Genomic DNA, 18,642 nt, shown 5'->3' on the forward strand with positions numbered 1-18,642 from the left:
TACGGTGGTGTGAGAGGGAGGGGCAGCACTAACCTGTTCCTCTCTACTCGATTATCAGATAATGCTTACTGCGGATTCACAAAGGGTGCCGGTTCACCGTTAAGCACGGCTTTGATGTCTGCTTTCGCATTGTCCACAGATGTCTGATCAGGATACATGACATAGGCATTGTCTCCCAGCTCCGCCGCATAATCAGTACCGCCGGTACCGGTCACGCTGTAGGAGTAAATATCCCATTTGGCTGGATCTGCCAGCTGAGCCTGTACCAGCGCCTTGATGTCCTTGTCGCTCATATTGGTTTCAAAGGAGCTGGACAGGGAATTCATGATGCCGGTGAAGTTGGTCAGAATTTTCGGAGACATCATTTTATTGATGATCGCTGTCAGCACCCGCATCTGGTTTCGGCCCCGCTCCCGGTCACCATCGGCAAAGCTGTAACGTTCCCGGACAAACCCAAGTGCCTGATCACCAGTCAGCTTTACATCACCTTCCTTGAAATAGTAATTACCGTGCAGGGATGTGAAGGTATTGGGGTTGTACAGCTCCACACCGCCCAGTTCATCCACCACGTTGACGAGGCTGGAGAAGTTTACCCGGACGTTGTAGTTGATGCTGATATCGAAGAGTTTTTCCAGTGTCATTTCTGTGGTTTCCGGACCATGCAGACCTGTGTGGGTCAGCTTGTCTTTGGCACCGTTCATGCAGCCCATGTCTGCATCACAGACGGTTTCCACGTAATAGTCCCGGGGAATGGATACCAGCAGGATTTCATGGGTTTCCGGGTTCACGGTGGCCAGCAGGTTTACATCGCTCCGGCTGTTTCGCAGGAGTTTGTTCTCCCGGGTGTCAATGCCGCTGATATACACAGTGAAGGGTTCCAGAGCCGTATTGACGTTTTCGGCGGTGTTGGTTTTCGGCGCATCATAATAATATTGTACGACTGGGACGATTTCTTCATCGAGGTTCTCCATGCCGGGCATTTCCAGCAGGGTGTCCAGGTAGCCCTGGTCCAGAATCATACCGTCAATGGACTGGCCTTTGAGCGCCTGGGTCATGCGGTAGCTGGAGTCGAATTCTTCTGTTGTTACGTTCACACCGGCTTTTTTCAGTTCTTCCAGACAGATATCGGTTCCTTGGGCACTCATGGTTTTCAGAACACCCAGTTTCCGTCCTTCCAGATCCTTTGCGTCTTCAATGACGTAGTTGTTCAGAACGTAGACAGCGACGATGGATTTTCCGTCCTGGTCACTGAGCTGTTCCAGGGTTTTGTTGCCGGCATTGGCGTAATACATCCCGATTCCGGATGTCAGGGCCAGGCATACAGCGAGCAGACCGCCGATGATCCGCCAGGCCAGATGCAGGTCTTCCCAGATCAGACAGATGGCGGAGAGAACCCACATGAGCACGACGGTGAGGATGATGCCTGCCAGAATGGCGGCAGGCAGAACGCTCAGTTTATACAGTTCATAGACGAAGAAAGCTGTCATCAGGCCGGTCAGGATGGACACATACAAACCGGGCCTTTTCCACAAAGGCTTCATATCATATCTCCTTGTTTCTTGTTCATTCATTCATTGTAGAATGCATTGGCGGTGATTTCAAATTGCGTCCGGGAAAATTAGAGTTTCTTTGAAGAAATAAACGAAAAAGAAACTGGATGACTTGATTTGGGAAAAATGTTGATAATAGTCCCTGGTGTTGCATAATTATTGTGGTTTTGGAAATTTACAAAAGTGTCCGGAGCTGGCTGCATCTTGAGTATTGGGGTATCAATGTCCACTGGCAGAGCCTACCAGTTGGGAAGTGAATTGATTGAAAGAGAAGATGTATTCCTTGTGAGTTTAATTATTTATTGCGATGATCTAATCGAATTAGATAATCCATAGATATATAAGATAAAATAAATCGTAATAAATAATATACGGTCCAAGCAAAGTGCCCTCCAGTTAAGGAAACAATTAGTTGAATTTGGTGGTTAGCCGGCTTACAATTCATAGAGAATATAGCTATATCAGATTGGGAGGAGCATTAATGGAGTCTAGAATCGAAGTTTTTATCAAGAATAAATTTCAGGAATTTACAACAAGACCAGTTGTATTCTTCGGAGCAGGTATGTCCAAAAGATATTTATCGTCGCCCAGATGGGAGGAGTTGCTCAAAGTATTTGCACGAAAGAATCGGCCAGAGAATCCGTATTCCTGGAAATATTATAAGAACCGAGCTAGTGAGCATATTCGGAAAATGGAATGGAGCCCTGATTCGCTGTACCCGTATATTGCCACTTTAATCAGGAGGGAATACAACGATCAGTTTTTTGCAGATTCTCTATTTGAATCGGAGTTGAAAGAATCTGTAGAGAATCCAGATACAGTTACTGATCCATTTAAACTGGCTGTTACAAAATATCTTACGGATACTGTTGAAGAAACGCCTGCTCTACGCGATGAAGCAGTTTCACTTTTGACTCTGGACAATAGAGTATCGAATTTTATTACAACAAACTACGATTCGTTTTTAGAGACATTTTTCAGTGGTTATAAGGTACTGATTGGCCAGGAAGATGCATTGAACGACTCAATTCTTCAAATGGGGAATATTTATAAGATACATGGAGGTATTTCCAACCCTGATTCTATAGTTCTTACCAAAGAAGACTATGATCAGTTTGATAGGAAAGCAAAATTTTTGTCCTCCAAGCTTTTAACCATGTTTGTTGAGAATCCTGTTATCTTCATTGGTTATAGTCTGTCCGATTCAAATATAATAAAAATTCTGAATGATATTGAGACTTGTATATCGTCTGAAAACAAAAAAAGATTCCGCGAAAAAATGATTTTTATTGAATACGCTGAAGATGGAATCGAGGACATGATAGAAAAAACCATTGCAGGTATTGATATGACTGTGATTCGGCTTGTAGATTATAAAGGTTTGTATGACTGTTTTGGGAGCATTACAGACCGCATTGATGTCGGTACTTTGAGAAGGATTCAAGGTATGATCCACGAACTGGTAGAGACCGCAAAACCATCTGTCATGAATGTCCATTTAATGGGGTTGGAGGATCCCAAGCTGGAGAATTCTGATTTGGCAATTTCTATTACAAATCAGAATAGAATTGCTTCTCAAGGTTATCTCGCACTTGACCTAAGTGATATTTGTGAGGATGTCCTATTTGATAATGGAGCCTACGATCCGGAAAATCTGATTAATTTGGGTATTCTGAAGAATAAATCAAAATTCAATAACAGTAAATTACCTTTGTATGGATATTGGAAGAAATTAGGGAATCCCAGGCTCGATTCATGGCTGGATAATAAAATAATCCAAGAGCTTGATGACCTATATTCAGCGAGTGACAAAAAACGGCTTAAGAAAAAACCGCTTAACTATACAGATGTGGCGCAGATAACGAACGAGACTACTAATTTTCAGGATATTATTAATAAACTATTTTTCTCTTTGAAATCATTGCCCATCGGAGAGGTAGAAACCTATATCAAGAGTAATTGGGGACGGCTGCGGGAATTGCCTCAAAAAACGAATATAACTAAAATTGTCTGCTATATTGATTTTATGAGAAATAAGTAAAAAAGGATGCAACGGTTGGTTTTCTCTAATTAATAGAGGTATATCCCAATTCGTCCATCCTTTTTATGTTTCAAGAGTATCAGAGTTATAAGAGAAAGTCACGAAGAAAGACTCGGTTTCGTGGTTTCATGGTCGTGATTTATGGTGAAACCTTCTAAGATTTCTTGTCACATGCGTTTTTATTTATTACAGGTGATTTGGAGAAGCAAGCAAAGCAGTCTGCAAATTATCTGATAAGCGTAAAGAGTTGATATAAGACAATAGGTGTATATAACCTGTGAATGTATGCATAGTAGCGAAGTTACTCAATCCAAATAGTACCAAGGTATGAAGCCCGGGCGGCGTCAGCCACCATCGGCAGGGTAGGTTTTCTGTGGTGGTTAGAAAGTAATCGCAAAATGAACGGAGTCTCCCTGTTTGAGTCGTGATATAGTCAGGTTATGAAGAAGTTTACAGACATTCATTCCCATGTGGCGTGGGATATAGATGACGGCATTCCGTCCAGGGACCAGGCGCAGAAGGCGCTGATGATGGCGGCGGAAGACGGGATTGGCACGATTGCGTCGACTCCGCATATGATTCCGGGGACGACGGATCTGGCGGTGATTGCGGCCCGGCAGGAGGAACTGAAGGAACTGGGGCGCCGGGAGGGTGTGATGATCCGGACGGGGGCGGAGCTGTTCATGAACCGTGCGTCCATGGAGGCGATTGCTTCGGGGTTTGTCCGGCCGTATGAAGGAACGCACTATCAGCTGTGTGAATATGATGTCCGGCGGGATTTGCATGACATTGATTTTTACCAGGATCCGCTGTATGAGCTGGAGATGAAGAAGCTGATTCCGGTGATTGCCCATGTGGAGCGGTATTTTCCGGAGGGTCTGGATGAGGAGATCATTGAGGAGTGGCGGGACGCGGGGTATGTGATTCAGGTGAACCGCACGAGTCTGATGGGAATGCACGGAAAGACGATTCAGAAGAATGCCTGGCGGCTGGTGGATCAGGGCCTGGCGGATGTGGTGGCGACGGATACGCACCGGACAGACGGGAGCAGAATTACCCGGCTGTCGGATGTGTATGACGAGATCACGTCCCGGAATGGAGAAGAGGTGGCGGAGTTGCTGCTGGTGGAAAATCCGGGGCGGATTCTGCGGGACAAGCCGGTGCTGGAGGTACCGGCGACGAGGCGGAAAAAGCGGTTCCTGTTTTTCTGAGGATATGTGCATAAAGGAGACAGTCAGTGAGGCTGTCTCTTTTTTACGGAATGCAGGATTGCGACCTGTTGCATGTGTGGGGTAGATAAGGATGGAAGTTGATGAGTTCGGGGATATATTCACAATTGGTAGAAATAACCGTTATCATGTCTGAGTCCGGACCGAATCAGAGATTCTGCAGAGTACAATATGTTCACAATAAGATATCGAATGTTCAAGGAGGAAGCCATGACCACAGAGAAAACCCCTGAAGGCAGAGCCATGGATCTGGATGGACTGATGCGCCTGAACCAGAATGCCATCCAGATCCTGAACCTGCCCCGCATGCTGGCACTGATCCTGAAGAAATGCTTTCCGGAGCAGTTCCCCGAGCCTCTGGGAGAGCTTGAAGAGCGGCTGCGCAGAGAACTGCCCCGCAGCAGCGACAAAGCGGATCCTGGCAGGAAGAAGCATCTGCGGAACGATTTGACCAATCGAAATAATGAGAATCCCAAAACGGGTGTGATGCAGTTTGACTCCATCATTCTGAAAGTGGTGGAAGTGGAACCAGGCGCTTTCCTGGTGAATGTCGAAGTGCAGAACAAAGTGGAATCCTATAGCTGGTTCAGCGGCAGAGTGTATTCCTATATTGCCCGGATGCTGGATTCACAGAAAGACGATCAGGCGGGATATGCAGGAGACCGGTATCAGGATCTGAAACCGGTGATCGCGCTCTGGATCCTGCCCTATGAGCGAGAAACCTGGGTGATCAGTTATCCGGGGAAAACGAAGATTGATGTGGGAAGAGAGACAGGCAGTGCGAAAGCCATGAAAAGCAGGCTGGATGGAGTCATTACATACCGGATCATCGGGCTGGGCCCGGACTGGATGGATCATGAAGAGGAGGCGGTACAGTGCCTGGGCTTTATTTTCCGGTGTGACGAGGATAAGGAAAAGCAGTACGATTATTTAGAGAAAGAAGGGATACCGATGACAGTGGAGACGGAAAAGGTTCTGGATGAATACAGTGATGCCCAGTTTCAATGGTTCCATCGCAGTGAGGAAGAGAAATACAACAGGATGAAGGCGGAGATGGATGAGAAATTGCAGAAGTCTGATGAGAAACTGCAGAAACTGCGGGAGCAGAATGAAATGTACAGGAAAATGCTGATGGAAGCGGGTTTGGGAGAGTCACTGTCTGTGGCGGAGAATGCCAGCTTTGATGATGATGCAGGTGAGCAGATCCGGAAGGCATGGGAAACCGGAAAATAGTGAAAAAACGGCTGCTTGCCGTTTTTTCACTCATCATTATTGATTCAGGCTCTGAATACTCACCAGAAACTGCTCTGCTGCAGCCAGATACTGATCCTGTGCCAGAAGACAGGTATCCCTGAGATAACCGGGTTCACGGTCATACTCCTGAAGGCCCCGAATATAGAAAGCCCGGTTCTGATCCAGAATGATAAATGGACACATGTTATGGCGCAGACATTCCCGGAATAGAATGATTCGCCCAATCCGGCCATTCCCGTCACTGAAGGGATGGATCCGCTCAAACCGGATATGGAAATCCAGCAGATCCGGGAAGGAAGGATGCCCGACCCGGTGGTATTCTTCCAGCAGCTGTGCCAGCTCGGCTTCCACTTGTTCAGGAGGTGTGGTGCTGACAGGATCGATCATGCCAATTTGATTGAGACCGTTTTGAACTGACCTGCACCCAACCAGGGTTTCTCTTCATCGGCAGTACCACGCTTAAGAATTTCGTGCATTTTCAGAATCATTTCCCGTGACAGTGGCTCATTCAGTGATCGCAGCATTTCATCAAAGAGCCGGAAGTGATTTCGAACCTCCACCAGATCGTCCAGCCGCACTGGTTCATTCTGCTCCACCAGGAAAGTCTGATCCTCGAAAAGCATTTCTGTTTGATCCGGTGTGATCCGGCTTCCTTCCATGCGGTTGGAATGATAGGCAAAATTTGTCTGCGTCCAGTGATACAGATTTCCTTTTTCCCGGTCTTTCATCTGTCGAAGCAGTTCAGCTTTCAAATTCTGTATATCCATGCAATCAGCATAGCAGGGGGATTTTGGGATTCCGGCCAGCTTCCATCGTCAGTCGAAGATAGGCGGCTGATGGAAAAAAGCCCCCGGCCAAAGCCGGGAGCAGCTGCATCAGATTCGTTACTGGAAGTTGGTTGCCGGAGCGTTCTGATCTGTCATGGGGTTCTCCATGACTTCCGTGATCCGCTCTTTCTGTTCTTTGGCTTCCCTGGCAGACAGGAAATCCATGTCATCGTCATCGTGCTTGTAAACCAGCTTCAGGAATACAGGCGTGATCACCGTGGTGAATACCACGCAAAGCAGAATCGGCGTGACGAAGAACTCATTCAGAATGCCCAGCGCCATGCCTTTGTTGGCAACAATCAGTGCCACCTCACCACGGGAAATCATGCCGCAGCCAATCCGCAGTGACTGCTTCGGTGTGTATTTGCACAGCAGGGCACCGCCGCCGCAGCCGATGACCTTGGTCAGCACAGCGCCGATGCACAGCACCAGAATCAGCTCTATGAGTCCCCAGGAGAACTGGAAGGGCTCCAGCTTCAGGCCGATACTCGCAAAGAAAATCGGAGAAATCAGCATGTAGCTCATAGTGTTGATCCGGCGGGTTACATAGCTGCACTGTTTCGTGCCGGAAATAATCAGACCAGCCACAAAGGCACCGGTGATATCCGCCACACCGAAGAAATATTCGGAAGCCCAGGCCATGATCAGGGCAAATGCGAAGGAGATGATGGAGTAGCGCTGGAGACCATTGTTGTTGTCATGAGCAAACCACCAGGCGAAGAACTTGTGCATCACAATGCCCACAACCACGGCAAAGACCAGGAAGCCCAGAATCTTGAGCATAACCACGCCGATGTTGACAGAAGAATCCGCCATGCCCGTGACCAGGGTCAGGCAGATGATGCCCAGAACATCATCGATAACGGCTGCAGCCAGAATCGTATTGCCGGATTCCGTGGCCATGCAGTGCATTTCCTTCAGTGTTTCCACAGTGATGCCCACAGAAGTCGCTGTGAAGATCACGCCGATGAACAGATTCTCAATCCAGGCCTTGGGACCCGTGTTGTAGAACATGCCAATGATGAATCCTACAATCAGCGGTACGATCACACCCAGCAGGGCGATGATGAACGCCTTGAAACCGGCTCTGCGCAGATCGGTGATACTGGTTTCCAGACCAGCGGAAAACATAATGACGATAACGCCCAGTTCAGACAAGGCGGTGATGATGGTGTTGGGTTCAACCAGGTTCAGCATCGCAGGTCCCAGAACGATGCCGGCAACCAGGGCGCCGACAACCGCGGGCATCCGAAGCTTCTTGGAAAAAATTCCGAACAGCTTGGTACCCAGAAGGATCAGTGCAATGTCAAAAAGATAACGATAGCTCTCCATGGAATGCTCCTCCTGTAATTCACGTGCATTATCACAGAAAAAACCCGCAATGACGAATGACTTGCACCCCTGTGGATGAAACTGTCACATAATTCACCATAGGGAGCGGTTTCAAATTCCGAAGGAAGAAAACGCCGGAAAATCGGCTCATTCTGCAGGCAGCATCCTCTTTCAGACAGCCGCCGCAGCCCAGTAAAAACGGAAGAAGCCGCCTTCTTCCGCAGGATGTGCATCTTATTCAGCCACCGGCTCCAGCCCTGCCTCAGCCACGGGCGCATCGGCGTGATCCGTTCCGGCTTCCTCTTTGCAGGAAGCTGTCCCGGAGCCCGGGCCGAAAAGCTCCCGGAATTTCTCCAGCAGCTCCATGCTGGTCACTGCGTCATCCAGCGCCCGGTGGGTGGATTTGGTCAGTCCGTAATCCTCTGCCAGCGACCGCAGACTGAATTTGCTGCGCCCGGGCAGATGAGTCATGGCCAGTTTGCAGGTATCGATGTAGTTGTTGTCCAGAGGCAGATTCAGGTTCTCCGCCAGGAGCTTCATGTCGTTCTGGACGGAGTGACCAATCACCGGATCATCCTGAAGAAACCGCAGGACCGGTCTGGTGAGTGCCTGGATATCCGGGGCGGATTCCAGTTCTTCATCGCTGATTCCCGTGAGATCCATGATCACCGGAAGCAGTTTCTGGTGGGGGTTCACGAAGCTCTGGAACCGTTCCTGGGGTTCGCCGTTCACATACCGCACCATGCCGATTTCAATGATCTTGTTGTTGGGGTGGGTGCTGGTGGCTTCCAGGTCCAGGGCGATGTAGCGGTCGGGGAAGGAGTCCGGGTTGGGCTTGCCGTGGTACAGCCGGCGCATGTCCGGGCCCTTGCGTTTCTTTTTCTGTCCTGGGGAAGCCTGTGCTTTTTCCATGAGCGTAGCCCTGCCGGTGATTTTCACATAGGGCCGCCGGGCTTTTTCCAGGAGCATCTGCGAAAACAGTTCCGGGTCTTCGGTACTGGCTTTGTGTCCCAGGACAAAAAGCGTGGCTTTGTCAGGATGAGTGGTGAGAAACGCCCGGTGCTTTCTGGCGTCCTGTTCCACAGCGGCTTTTTCCTGGTCCGAGAAACTGCCCACCAGGCAGATTATCCGCCCCCGCAGGGAGCCGTCCAGCCGTTCTTCCAGCACATTGGCCAGACAGTCGGGTTTCCAGAGGCGGGCATAGAGTTCGTATTCGTCCATGACCGGGATGCAGGCACCATTCCGGACCGCTTCATCCCGCTTCAGGCGCAGTGCAGACTGATCGGTGGCTGCCTGGGTGGCAATGAACAGATCACAGGATTCATCCTGTCCCACACGGGTATAGTCTGAGTCCCGGAGCATTTTCTGGAGTCGCTTTTTCGGGATTTTCGGTGAGATGTCCATGAGAATGCGAGTCATGCGGATGCCTCCTTTGATGCGGGTGACGCGGGGGCTGCAGGTTTGCCCGGGCGGCTGGAAAGAATGAGGTTTGCCAGGGCACAGGCAATCAGCAGGCCGTAGCCAATCCAGCTCAGCCAGTCTGGGAGCTGTCCGAAGAACACCAGACCGAAGAGTGCCGAGAACAGGATCTGAGAGTAGTCGTAGATGGAAATCTGGCTGGCGGGGGCAAAGCCATAGGCGTAGGTGATGGCGAACTGTCCGCCGCTGGCAGCCAGACCGGTGCAAAGCAGCATGGCCAGCTGCTGCCAGGTGGGCATCACGAAGTCCAGGGCAATCAGCGGAATGACTGCGATGCAGGAGAAGGCCGAGAAGAAAAAGATGATCTTGGGCTTGGATACGCCGTTCTGGGTGAGTTTGCGCACATAGGTGTAGGCAAAACCGGCGGCCAGCGCTCCGAAGAACTGTATGATGGCGGGTCCCAGATCCGGGGTGAAACCGGGCTTGACCACCAGCAGGCTGGCGGTGAAAGCCAGCAGGATCAGGCCGGACTGCCAGGGCCTGATGCGTTCTTTGAGGATGATCCAGCTGGAGAGGATCGTGAAGAACGGCACCAGTTTCTGGATGGCGGTGGCGTCTGCCAGAAGCATGTGGTCCACGGCGTAGAAGTTGGCCAGCATGCCCAGGGTCCCGCAGACAGACCGCAGGGTGAGCAGCCCCAGGTCCTGTTTCCGGAAGGAGAACCCCTGACCGGCCCGGGCAATGGCAACGCCGGCTACGATCATGGCAATGAAGTTGCGGAAGAAAGTTTTTTCTATGGAAGGAATGTCTCCTGCCAGCCGGATGAACACATTCATGAGTGCGAAGCAGAAACTGGATGTCACCAGGCACAGGATTCCTTTTTGTTTACTGGACATGCTTTTATGATAGCCCCGCAAAGCAGACTTGCGAAGCGGGTTTGACCGTGAGAGAAAAACGCAGCGGGAAAAAGAGAAGCCGCTGACGGCAAACAGCCGGAAGCGGTTGACAGCCGGATGCCGCTGATCTGAAAATGAGGAACGGATCCAGAAGGAAAACAGGAGGTTCAGCCGGAGCATGAACATTGAAATCACACCGGATCACCGGAAACTGTACATATATAATGAAGAGAACCGGATCTTGAAGCGGTACCCCGTCCTGCTGACGGAGGGAGAATGGATCCTGTTTCTGGAGGAAAAAGACGGCCGGGACCAGATTCTGGCGGCCAGAGTTGCCTTTGATGCGCAGGGATGCATCGCAGCCTTTGACTGGCATCTGGACAAAGAGCAGTGGCACGAACTTCATGCACTGTGGAAACGCTGGGAGAGGACCCATCGGCGGACATGACCGGACAGCCGCCTTATCCACTTCTGGTGAATACCGGTGATGGGCGATGGCCCTGGGTATCAGACAGATGCCGGTCTCCTGAAAGACGGCAGAACACGAAAAAAGACTGCCTTGCCACAAGACAGTCTCTGAGGCTGCATGAAGTCCGGATCAGCCGGACGGGATGCTTTCAACAGCCGCCGGCGGGTTACCGGATGAAGTTGGTGGCGATGCCGGGCTCCTGTTCCGGCAGCCCCATGCTTTCCTTGCCCAGGGCAATGGATTTCATCAGGAAGGCCATGTTCCGGCCCAGGGTCCGCATCGTCTGCTTACCTTCTTCGTCCTCTGCGGCTTCTCCCGGTGTTCTGCCGTGGATGGAGTTCCAGTACTGGCTGGAGACCACGGGCATCTGGGAAATCGTGAAGTACTTGTTCAGGGCATCAAAGGTGGCGGAGGCACCGCCCCGGCGGCAGCAGACCACACTGGCACCCACCTTCATGCGCTTTTCAAAAGGCGTGGAGTAGAACAGCCGCTGGAGCAGGGCGAGAATCGTGGCATTGGGCTGGGCATAGTAGACCGGAGTTCCCACCAGCAGGCCATCGGCTGCTTCGAACTTCGGCGCCAGTTCATTGACGATGTCATGGAAGACACATTCGCCGTGGGTCTTGCAGTACCCGCAGGCGATGCAGCCCCGGATATCCTGGCTGCCCACCGTGATCCATTCCGTTTCGATACCGGCTTTGTTCAGCTCGGCTTCGGCTTCCCGCAGACCGATGGCGGTGTTGCCCTGGGGATGCGGGCTTCCGTTGAGAATCAGCACTTTCATGATTTTGTTCCTTCTTTCTTCGCTGCTGTGCATATCTGCTTTTATCATAGCAAACCTGTAAAGGGCGGATCGGCTGCTGCAATCCCCGGGTTTCTGCGCCGCCCGAAGCCCCGGCAGCCATCGGCAGCCAGACAGGAAAGAGGTTCCCGGGTGTCTGCCAGACACCTGCTGCGGCCGCGGCTGGTATCATCTACTGGACGGATACAGGAAAGCGAGGAAACGAAATGAGTTTCAAAGACAGCAAAGTGGTGATCGTGGGCTGCGGAAATGTGGGCAGCACCATCGCCTATACGATTCTCAACCAGGGACTCTGCGAGCAGATCGTGCTCATTGACCGGAATGAGGAAAAGGCCTATGCGGAGGCACTGGACATGACCCATGCGGTGTACTTCATGAACCGGAACATCGAGATCCGCAGCGGCGGATATGAAGAGTGCAAAGACGCGGATCTGGTGGTGATCACGGCTTCGGCGCCGATGCCCAAGGATGCCCATGACCGGCTGGAGATGCTGGCACCTTCCATGAACATCATGAAGTCCATCACGGAGAGTGTCATGGCATCGGGATTTGACGGGGTGTTCCTGATTGTCTCCAATCCCGTGGACATCATGTCCTATTATGTCTGGAAGCTGTCGGGTCTGCCGGCAAACCGGGTGATCGGCTCCGGGACGACACTGGATTCCGCAAGACTGTGTGCAGAGCTCTCGGGTCTCTATGATCTGGATCCCAAGAGCGTGGAAGCGTTCATCTGCGGGGAGCACGGAGACAGCGAAGTGGTGCTGTGGGATTCTGCGACGATTGGCGGCAAGCCGGTGACGGCGGTCATGGAAGACAACCTGGAGCGGACAAAGGAAACCACCCGCCAGACACTGCATGACAAAGTGATCAATCTGGGCTGGGAGGTGTTCAATCGCAAAGGCAATACCTGTTACGGCATTGCGGCGGCCACCTGTGCAATCATCAAGTCGATTCTCTTCAACGAAAACCGCATTTATCCGGTGTCGGTGCTGCTGCAGGGAGAATACGGGCAGGACAATGTGTTCCTGTCCGTCCCCGTGATTCTGGACAAGACCGGCGCCCGGGAAATCGTGGAAATCGACCTGAGCGCAGACGAGCAGGAAAAACTGAAGACATCCGGCGAGATCATGAAGTCATTCCAGGACGAGCTTCATCTCTAAAAGAGCTGTCCGAAAGGCCCGAAAGAAACCACAGAAAAAACCGGCTGAAGCCGCTCTGTGCCCCCGAATACGGGAAGCCAGCGGCACTCAGCCGGTTTTGCATTTTCTGAACCGCCATGGAAGCGGCCCGGCATGCGCACCATCGGCCCCATTGGACCGACAGCGACTCAACCATTGGAAGTCGCTTTCCTGGCAGCAGCCTGGCAGACACCCGCCCACAGGCGGCAGTTTGTCTGGCTGCTACAGAATCGTCACCGAAATTCCAGGATTCATCACCGGAGCCACAGGCGGCAGGGCGATGCCCAGCGTTTCCCGCAGCACATCTTCCACCGTCTGCACCGGAATGATCTCCAGCTTTTCCTTCACAGAAGCCGGAACCTCCTGCAGATCCTGGCGGTTGTCCCAGGGGATCAGCACCTTCGTGATCCCCGCCCGGACAGCACCGTACAGCTTCTCCCGCAGACCGCCGATCGGCAGCACATTGCCCGACAGCGATACTTCACCGGTCATCGCCAGACGGCTGGACACCGGACGGTTTGTCACCAGGGAAGCCAGTGCGGTGAAGATTGTGATGCCCGCCGAAGGACCATCCTTCGGTGTGGCCCCCGCCGGGAAGTGAATGTGCAGATCCCGGTCCTTGAACAGCCCGGCATCCACCGGCAGCCGGCTCTTGAGCAGCGACAGCGCGATCCTGGCGGATTCCTTCATCACATCTCCCAGCTGCCCGGTCAGAATCATCTGACCGGACCCGGGCATGTCGGTCGTCTCGATGAACAGCACCTCGCCACCCACCGCCGTCCAGGCAAGACCCGTCACCACACCAGCCGGATTGGCGTCCTTCACCTTCTCGTGCCGGGCACTCACAGGACCCAGGATCCGTTCCAGATCCTGCGATTCCACCTGAACCGTTCCGTTTTTCAGGATGTTCTCCGACTCATGCCGGGCAATCGCCGCGATCCGCTTCTTCAGCCCCCGGCAGCCGGCCTCCATTGTGTAGTTTTCCACCAGTGTTTCGATGGCACCCTCGCTGATCATCAGCTGATCCTGCCGGATCCCGTGATCCTCAAGCACCTCCGGAATCAGGTGGTCCTTCGCGATGTGGAATTTCTCCTCACCGGTATACGACGGAACTTCAATGATCTCCATCCGGTCCAGCAGCGGACCGGGGATCGTGTCCAGACTGTTTGCTGTGGCAATGAAGAACACATCCGACAGGTCATAGGGCTGATCCAGATAGTGATCGCTGAAAGTGTCGTTCTGCTCCGGATCCAGCACCTCCAGCATCGCCGCCGCCGGATCCCCCGAGAAGCCGCCCTGCATCAGCTTGTCCACTTCATCCAGAATCATCACCGGGTTGGTTTTCCCGGCTTTTTTCATCGACTGCAGCACACGTCCGGCCATGGATCCCACATACGTCCGACGGTGCCCCCGGATCTCCGATTCATCCCGGACACCACCCAGGGACATCCGCACATAAGGCCTGTCCAGCGCCTCGGCGATGGACTTGCCCAGAGAGGTTTTGCCCGTCCCCGGAGGCCCCACCAGCAGCAGCGCCGAACCCTTGCTGCTTTTCCGCAGCCGCATCACAGCCAGATGCTCCACGATCCGTTCCTTGACCTTGTCCATGCCATAGTGCCGTGAATTCAGAATATCCCGGGCCTTGTCCAGATCCGCTTCCTGCACCGGCTCCTTCTTCCAGGGCAGCGACAGTGCGAACTCCAGATACGTCCGGATGTTGTCCGTTTCCGGACCCGGCTGACTCTGGTTCTCCAGCTTCCGGGCCTCCTCCAGCATCGCTTCCTGGACCTCAACCGGCATGTCGCTGGCCATGATCCGCGCCCCGAAGGAATCATCCTTGTCCTGCTCCCCGGAAGAACCCGTTGTCTCCTCCAGTTCCTCCTGCAGCGCCTGGATCTGCCGGCGCAGCGCCTGTTCCTTATAATAGCGGGACGCTTCCCCCGACAGCTTTTCCTGCATCTCCAGATTCAGCGCCACCATTTCCTTCTGCCGCAGCAGCAGATCGATGAAATGCAGACAGCGTTCCTTTATGGAATCTGTCTCCAGCAGCTCGAAGCGCTCCTGCGCCGACAGCGGCATGTACTGCGCCAGATACGTGATCAGCTGGTTGATATCCCCGTATCCCTCTGCGATCCGGGCAATGCGCTCGCCGCCCCGGATGTGACCAGAGATCTCCTTCACAAGATTCCGGATATACCCCAGCATATCCTGCGCCGCCCGCTCATCCAGATCCTCCCGGTCTGCAGCCAGTTCATACACCGCCGCCGGGAACCGCCCTGCGATCATCTGCGTGATCTGCACGCGCTGCAGCGTCACCGCCGTGGCATCGCTGCCATCCACCGACGTGATCATGCACGTCACACCGCAGCCATAGAAGTCTTCTTCTTTCCATGTATCCCGGCTGGATTCACTGCGGATGGGCACAGCCACAAACAGATCTTCCTGAAGCCGGTGAATGTCCGCTTTGGACAAATCCTTGAGTCGAATTGTGGTGCCAGGCAGCAGGAGCGTGCCAGGTACCGGCAGCACGGGAGCCGAATAACTTTTGTTTTCGATTTCCATTACGTTTCCTCTACTTTCCAAGTGCCTGATGAAAATCCCGCCTTCTCTGCCGATGCGGCCGCCAGGCGGCCTGGGCAGGGCAGACAGAATGCAGAATTCCCATTGTTACTGTCAAATTATATGATCTGGTCCTGTTTTTGTCAATACACCTACTTTTCATATCTGCTCATACTTTAAGATGAAAACCGCCGGTCTTCCACTGATCCGGTTTTCAAACCCGCTCCTGTTTTTGATACCTGCTGTGCAAAATGATACAATCACCCCGAGGTGACTTCTTTATGAAGGAAATGATTGTCTATGCCAGCGAGGCGTGCCCCATGCGGGCGGCCTGCCGGGCACTGGAAGGAAAATGGAAGATTCCCATGATTTATGTGCTCAACGAAAACGGCACACTGCGCTACAACGAGCTCAAACGCGCCCTGGGCATCACCAACATGATGCTCTCCAGCACCCTGAAGGAGCTGGAGGAAGAGGGCCTGGTGATCCGGGTGCAGTACAATGAAATTCCACCCCGGGTGGAGTACCATCTGTCGGCCCTGAGCCGGCAGCTGATTCCGGTCCTGGACGCCTTCTGCCAGTGGGGAGAAGTGCTGCTGGCTCAGGAAGAAGCCGGAAAACCGGAGCAGTGAAGCGGGCAGCGGGACCGGAAACAGAAAACGCCCGGCTCTCTAGGAGACCGGGCAGATCAGAGGTGTCAGATGGCTGTGGCCGAACTGGCTGAACATTTCCGCCAGCCCGCCGCTCATGGAACACAGGTTCTTCATGATGGACAGCCGGGAGAGTTCCGCGACGGTCACATGACGCTGAAGAACGGCGTATTCGTAATACGCCACGAGCTGTTCTTCGGTGAATGACTCGTTCATGCTCATCACCGAAGCAAGATAGATGGCTGTGATGAGCCGCAGACTGGATTCACGTCCTGACAGGGCAACATCCGGAAGATGGGAAACGATCCGGCTGTAGTTTGTCCAGGTGGCTTCCATCAGGGAACCGGTGTCGGTGATTCCCAGTACCTCCCGGGCGGCGGTTTCAAACAGCCCGGAGAATGCCCGCCAGGTCAGCCTGGTGAACATGGAATGCTGCATGGTTCTGTTCTCCTTCCATTTCTGTTTTTCTGCAATAAGGAAAGAATACAGCACAGCCGGAAGAACGTAAATGTGCCGGATTGCTGCCGGTTTCAGCTGGTGACAGCTCCACATTCCCTGCCACAGCGGCAACCGCTTTCAGCGGCGGGTGTCAGTTCAGTCCGGCTGCCGGGATTCTTCCTCCTCCGCTTCCTCCGCTTCCATGAAAGCCGGAGACTCGATTAGTGTCCAGAGATCATCGATGTACTGGGACAGCAGGAAGTGGAACAGTTCGTTCAGAGAATGCGTCTCCAGGAACTGGATCAGACGGGGATCTTCCGTCTCGCAGGTCAGTTTGCAGGTAAATTTCATGATATGATTTCCTCCTGACAGAACCATATCAGAGCCGGCGCGAAAAAAAGTGACAAACCGGGAAAGTTAAGGTGAAAAATGAAACACAATCGATTCAGCCAGCGGCTGTCGCTCTGCCTGCTGGGGATCCTGCTGATCTCCGGCTGCACCACTGCGGCAGAAACACCCGCCTTGCAGACCGCCGAGAACCAGGGATGCGGGGAGACGGAAACAGCCTGCGAAAGCCCCGCTGTGGCAGAAGAAGCGGAAGACATGACGGAGATTTCCTTTGACCAGGCCATTCAGTACCTGGAGTCCATGGCACCCGGGGTGTATTATTTCGGCTTTGAGAAATGTCCCTGGTGCCAGGAAGCCGTGCCGGTGCTGCTGGAGGAAGCCGAAAAGACCGGACAGCAGATTTTTTACGTGAAAACCCGGGATGAAGACAAAAAACGGCTGTACGACGACGCACAGAAAGAGCGGATCACGCCGTTTCTCGAACCCTGGATGAAGGATAATGAAGACGGGGAACTGACGCTGTACGTGCCTCTGGTGATCCGGGTTCACAACGGCGAAATCACCGGCGGCCACCAGGGGACGGTGGAAGGCCATGATGCCAAAGAAGCGGCGATGACAGATCAGCAGAAGCAGGCGCTTGCCGGAATCTATCACAAAGTGCTCACCGGCAAAACCGATACAGCCGGCTGAAAGCCGGAAAGCCCCGGACCGCATCCAGTCCGGGGTTTTTCAGATTCTTTGGACTGCCGGGCAGTCAGCTGTCTGTTCCGTTATTCGTTCGCCGGGCGGCAGTCCTGCACAAAAGCCAGCAGGCCTTCTGCATCCAGCACCTTCCGGCAGTCCGGGGCCTGAAAGGCAAAGAGAACGGCATCGGTGGCACCGCAGCAGTTCATGTCTTCCAGGACCGTGAAGACACCAGTCTTTCCGTGATAAAAGCTGTCTTCTCCCAGATACACAAAGGGCTGGTCCTTCAGCTTCCACACCAGGGACAGTGCCTGATTTTCCGTATCCATGGGCTCAGTACCGGATGGAATCCGGGTGGCGGATCAGGTTTTCCGACACCAGCAGCTGGAAAGTCTCGTCCTTGTCAAAGGGGACCTTGTCTTTCCAGAACCGCATGAAGCGACTCTGCTGTGCGGCCCAGGTATCCACCGCATCACTCAGGCGTTTGCCGGCTTCCACCTGCGTCCAGTGGGGACGGTCCAGAGAGTAGTCGGTTTCTGACTGCGCCTGATCCAGTTCCTGGATGGAAGCCCGCAGGGCATCCACATCCTCCTGCCAGCTTTTGTCAAACTCCAGAGGCAGCCAGGCGGTGGAAGCCAGTTCCAGAACCGTGGCATCTTTCAGGGTTTCATCGGATTCCCGGGTGAGGTATACGTCCTTGAAATGATAGGGACGGATGGAATACAGCTCTTCCTTGGTCAGCGGCTCCAGCTGCAGCAGCTTTCTGAAAGCAGCCAGTTCGGCTTTGGGCTGATGGAATTCCGCCCAGAACACTTCATAGGGAAGTGGGCTGCCGGTTTCTGCCCGCAGTACCAGACCCACTTTCAGGGTGCCGGTTCCTTTCAGGGGATTCGACGCCGGTTCTTCCATGACGAGTGTACGTTCCTGAAGCATAGTGTGATCACTCCTTATCATCATCGTTTGTGC

General features: G+C 53.1%; 19 protein-coding genes. 7 read left to right on the forward strand and 12 right to left on the reverse strand.

All coding sequences use genetic code 11. From position 1 onward, the window contains the following. Window positions 1–65 precede the first annotated feature (65 nt). Window positions 66–1,541, reverse strand: a complete 1,476-nt coding sequence (locus tag QZ305_RS08795; RefSeq protein ID WP_294731358.1) for an LCP family protein — start codon at window positions 1,539–1,541, stop codon at window positions 66–68. A 490-nt stretch (window positions 1,542–2,031) separates the two neighbouring features. Here QZ305_RS08795 and QZ305_RS08800 point away from each other — a divergent pair, with 490 nt between their 5' ends. The 3 genes from QZ305_RS08800 (at window position 2,032) to QZ305_RS08810 (ending at window position 6,053) form a co-directional block, all read left to right on the forward strand. After that, window positions 2,032–3,591 carry an SIR2 family protein gene (locus tag QZ305_RS08800; RefSeq protein ID WP_294731359.1) on the forward strand — a complete coding sequence of 520 codons (1,560 nt, stop codon included), beginning with the start codon at window positions 2,032–2,034 and terminating at the stop codon, window positions 3,589–3,591. A gap of 440 nt (window positions 3,592–4,031) precedes the next feature. Next, on the forward strand, window positions 4,032–4,802 hold the full coding sequence (locus QZ305_RS08805; protein WP_294731360.1) for a tyrosine-protein phosphatase: 771 nt from the start codon (window positions 4,032–4,034) through the stop codon (window positions 4,800–4,802). A 228-nt stretch (window positions 4,803–5,030) separates the two neighbouring features. After that, window positions 5,031–6,053 (forward strand): hypothetical protein, encoded by a 1,023-nt coding sequence (locus QZ305_RS08810; protein ID WP_294731361.1) that lies wholly within the window; start codon window positions 5,031–5,033, stop codon window positions 6,051–6,053. A gap of 36 nt (window positions 6,054–6,089) precedes the next feature. Here the strand turns inward: QZ305_RS08810 and QZ305_RS08815 are convergent, their stop codons facing one another. The 5 genes from QZ305_RS08815 to QZ305_RS08835 form a co-directional block, all read right to left on the reverse strand. Further along, on the reverse strand, window positions 6,090–6,461 hold the full coding sequence (locus QZ305_RS08815) for a Fic family protein (RefSeq protein ID WP_294731363.1): 372 nt from the start codon (window positions 6,459–6,461) through the stop codon (window positions 6,090–6,092). Then, window positions 6,458–6,841, reverse strand: coding sequence for a hypothetical protein (locus tag QZ305_RS08820; RefSeq protein ID WP_294731364.1), 384 nt, complete (start codon window positions 6,839–6,841; stop codon window positions 6,458–6,460). The genes QZ305_RS08815 and QZ305_RS08820 overlap by 4 nt, the downstream gene beginning before the upstream one ends. Before the next feature lie 117 nt (window positions 6,842–6,958). Continuing rightward, complete coding sequence (locus QZ305_RS08825; protein ID WP_294731366.1) at window positions 6,959–8,233, reverse strand: cation:proton antiporter; 1,275 nt, start codon at window positions 8,231–8,233, stop codon at window positions 6,959–6,961. A gap of 234 nt (window positions 8,234–8,467) precedes the next feature. Beyond that, the gene (locus QZ305_RS08830) at window positions 8,468–9,652 is read right to left on the reverse strand and encodes a PolC-type DNA polymerase III (RefSeq protein ID WP_294731368.1); all 1,185 of its coding nucleotides are present in this window, start codon (window positions 9,650–9,652) and stop codon (window positions 8,468–8,470) included. Further along, a complete protein-coding gene (locus QZ305_RS08835) occupies window positions 9,649–10,548 on the reverse strand; it encodes a DMT family transporter (protein WP_294731370.1) in 900 nt (299 codons plus the stop codon). The genes QZ305_RS08830 and QZ305_RS08835 overlap by 4 nt, the downstream gene beginning before the upstream one ends. Before the next feature lie 178 nt (window positions 10,549–10,726). Here QZ305_RS08835 and QZ305_RS08840 point away from each other — a divergent pair, with 178 nt between their 5' ends. Further along, the gene (locus QZ305_RS08840) at window positions 10,727–10,996 is read left to right on the forward strand and encodes a hypothetical protein (RefSeq protein WP_294731372.1); all 270 of its coding nucleotides are present in this window, start codon (window positions 10,727–10,729) and stop codon (window positions 10,994–10,996) included. Between the two features lie 187 nt (window positions 10,997–11,183). Here the strand turns inward: QZ305_RS08840 and QZ305_RS08845 are convergent, their stop codons facing one another. Next, window positions 11,184–11,801, reverse strand: a complete 618-nt coding sequence (locus tag QZ305_RS08845; protein ID WP_294731374.1) for a flavodoxin family protein — start codon at window positions 11,799–11,801, stop codon at window positions 11,184–11,186. A 224-nt stretch (window positions 11,802–12,025) separates the two neighbouring features. Here QZ305_RS08845 and QZ305_RS08850 point away from each other — a divergent pair, with 224 nt between their 5' ends. After that, entirely contained in the window at window positions 12,026–12,979 is a 954-nt protein-coding gene (locus QZ305_RS08850; protein WP_294731376.1) for an L-lactate dehydrogenase, read from the forward strand. A 240-nt stretch (window positions 12,980–13,219) separates the two neighbouring features. On the opposite strand, the gene lon is transcribed toward QZ305_RS08850, so the two are convergent. Continuing rightward, a complete protein-coding gene (gene lon / locus QZ305_RS08855) occupies window positions 13,220–15,559 on the reverse strand; it encodes an endopeptidase La (RefSeq protein WP_294731377.1) in 2,340 nt (779 codons plus the stop codon). A 278-nt stretch (window positions 15,560–15,837) separates the two neighbouring features. On the opposite strand from lon, the gene QZ305_RS08860 reads away from it, so the two are divergent. Next, window positions 15,838–16,188, forward strand: a complete 351-nt coding sequence (locus QZ305_RS08860; RefSeq protein WP_294731378.1) for a helix-turn-helix domain-containing protein — start codon at window positions 15,838–15,840, stop codon at window positions 16,186–16,188. Window positions 16,189–16,227: 39 nt separating this feature from the next. Here QZ305_RS08860 and QZ305_RS08865 read toward each other — a convergent pair whose 3' ends face one another. Together QZ305_RS08865 and QZ305_RS08870 are read right to left on the reverse strand one after the other, a co-directional pair. Then, the gene (locus QZ305_RS08865) at window positions 16,228–16,644 is read right to left on the reverse strand and encodes a hypothetical protein (protein WP_294731379.1); all 417 of its coding nucleotides are present in this window, start codon (window positions 16,642–16,644) and stop codon (window positions 16,228–16,230) included. Window positions 16,645–16,800: 156 nt separating this feature from the next. Beyond that, window positions 16,801–16,995, reverse strand: a complete 195-nt coding sequence (locus tag QZ305_RS08870) for a hypothetical protein (protein WP_294731380.1) — start codon at window positions 16,993–16,995, stop codon at window positions 16,801–16,803. Window positions 16,996–17,073: 78 nt separating this feature from the next. On the opposite strand from QZ305_RS08870, the gene QZ305_RS08875 reads away from it, so the two are divergent. After that, the gene (locus QZ305_RS08875) at window positions 17,074–17,682 is read left to right on the forward strand and encodes a hypothetical protein (protein WP_294731382.1); all 609 of its coding nucleotides are present in this window, start codon (window positions 17,074–17,076) and stop codon (window positions 17,680–17,682) included. Between the two features lie 80 nt (window positions 17,683–17,762). On the opposite strand, the gene QZ305_RS08880 is transcribed toward QZ305_RS08875, so the two are convergent. After that, a complete protein-coding gene (locus QZ305_RS08880; protein WP_294731384.1) occupies window positions 17,763–18,005 on the reverse strand; it encodes a hypothetical protein in 243 nt (80 codons plus the stop codon). Window positions 18,006–18,009: 4 nt separating this feature from the next. Continuing rightward, on the reverse strand, window positions 18,010–18,609 hold the full coding sequence (locus QZ305_RS08885; RefSeq protein WP_294731385.1) for a hypothetical protein: 600 nt from the start codon (window positions 18,607–18,609) through the stop codon (window positions 18,010–18,012). Window positions 18,610–18,642: the final 33 nt, after the last annotated feature.

It is taken from the genome of uncultured Faecalibaculum sp. (assembly GCF_910588395.1).
Classification (GTDB): domain Bacteria; phylum Bacillota_I; class Bacilli_A; order Erysipelotrichales; family Erysipelotrichaceae; genus Faecalibaculum.

Excerpts from the sequence above, each read along its gene's own strand:
- QZ305_RS08795 (WP_294731358.1), bottom strand. The coding sequence starts at position 1,541 with ATGAAGCCTTTGTGGAAAAGGCCCGGTTTGTATGTGTCCATCCTGACC.
- QZ305_RS08830 (WP_294731368.1), bottom strand. The coding sequence starts at position 9,652 with ATGACTCGCATTCTCATGGACATCTCACCGAAAATCCCGAAAAAGCGA.
- QZ305_RS08815 (WP_294731363.1), bottom strand. The coding sequence starts at position 6,461 with ATGATCGATCCTGTCAGCACCACACCTCCTGAACAAGTGGAAGCCGAG.
- QZ305_RS08800 (WP_294731359.1), top strand. The coding sequence starts at position 2,032 with ATGGAGTCTAGAATCGAAGTTTTTATCAAGAATAAATTTCAGGAATTT.
- QZ305_RS08875 (WP_294731382.1), top strand. The coding sequence starts at position 17,074 with ATGAAACACAATCGATTCAGCCAGCGGCTGTCGCTCTGCCTGCTGGGG.
- QZ305_RS08865 (WP_294731379.1), bottom strand. The coding sequence starts at position 16,644 with ATGCAGCATTCCATGTTCACCAGGCTGACCTGGCGGGCATTCTCCGGG.
- QZ305_RS08860 (WP_294731378.1), top strand. The coding sequence starts at position 15,838 with ATGAAGGAAATGATTGTCTATGCCAGCGAGGCGTGCCCCATGCGGGCG.
- QZ305_RS08885 (WP_294731385.1), bottom strand. The coding sequence starts at position 18,609 with ATGCTTCAGGAACGTACACTCGTCATGGAAGAACCGGCGTCGAATCCC.
- QZ305_RS08835 (WP_294731370.1), bottom strand. The coding sequence starts at position 10,548 with ATGTCCAGTAAACAAAAAGGAATCCTGTGCCTGGTGACATCCAGTTTC.
- QZ305_RS08825 (WP_294731366.1), bottom strand. The coding sequence starts at position 8,233 with ATGGAGAGCTATCGTTATCTTTTTGACATTGCACTGATCCTTCTGGGT.
- QZ305_RS08840 (WP_294731372.1), top strand. The coding sequence starts at position 10,727 with ATGAACATTGAAATCACACCGGATCACCGGAAACTGTACATATATAAT.
- QZ305_RS08845 (WP_294731374.1), bottom strand. The coding sequence starts at position 11,801 with ATGAAAGTGCTGATTCTCAACGGAAGCCCGCATCCCCAGGGCAACACC.
- QZ305_RS08880 (WP_294731384.1), bottom strand. The coding sequence starts at position 18,005 with ATGGATACGGAAAATCAGGCACTGTCCCTGGTGTGGAAGCTGAAGGAC.
- QZ305_RS08850 (WP_294731376.1), top strand. The coding sequence starts at position 12,026 with ATGAGTTTCAAAGACAGCAAAGTGGTGATCGTGGGCTGCGGAAATGTG.
- QZ305_RS08810 (WP_294731361.1), top strand. The coding sequence starts at position 5,031 with ATGACCACAGAGAAAACCCCTGAAGGCAGAGCCATGGATCTGGATGGA.
- lon (WP_294731377.1), bottom strand. The coding sequence starts at position 15,559 with ATGGAAATCGAAAACAAAAGTTATTCGGCTCCCGTGCTGCCGGTACCT.
- QZ305_RS08870 (WP_294731380.1), bottom strand. The coding sequence starts at position 16,995 with ATGAAATTTACCTGCAAACTGACCTGCGAGACGGAAGATCCCCGTCTG.
- QZ305_RS08820 (WP_294731364.1), bottom strand. The coding sequence starts at position 6,841 with ATGGATATACAGAATTTGAAAGCTGAACTGCTTCGACAGATGAAAGAC.
- QZ305_RS08805 (WP_294731360.1), top strand. The coding sequence starts at position 4,032 with ATGAAGAAGTTTACAGACATTCATTCCCATGTGGCGTGGGATATAGAT.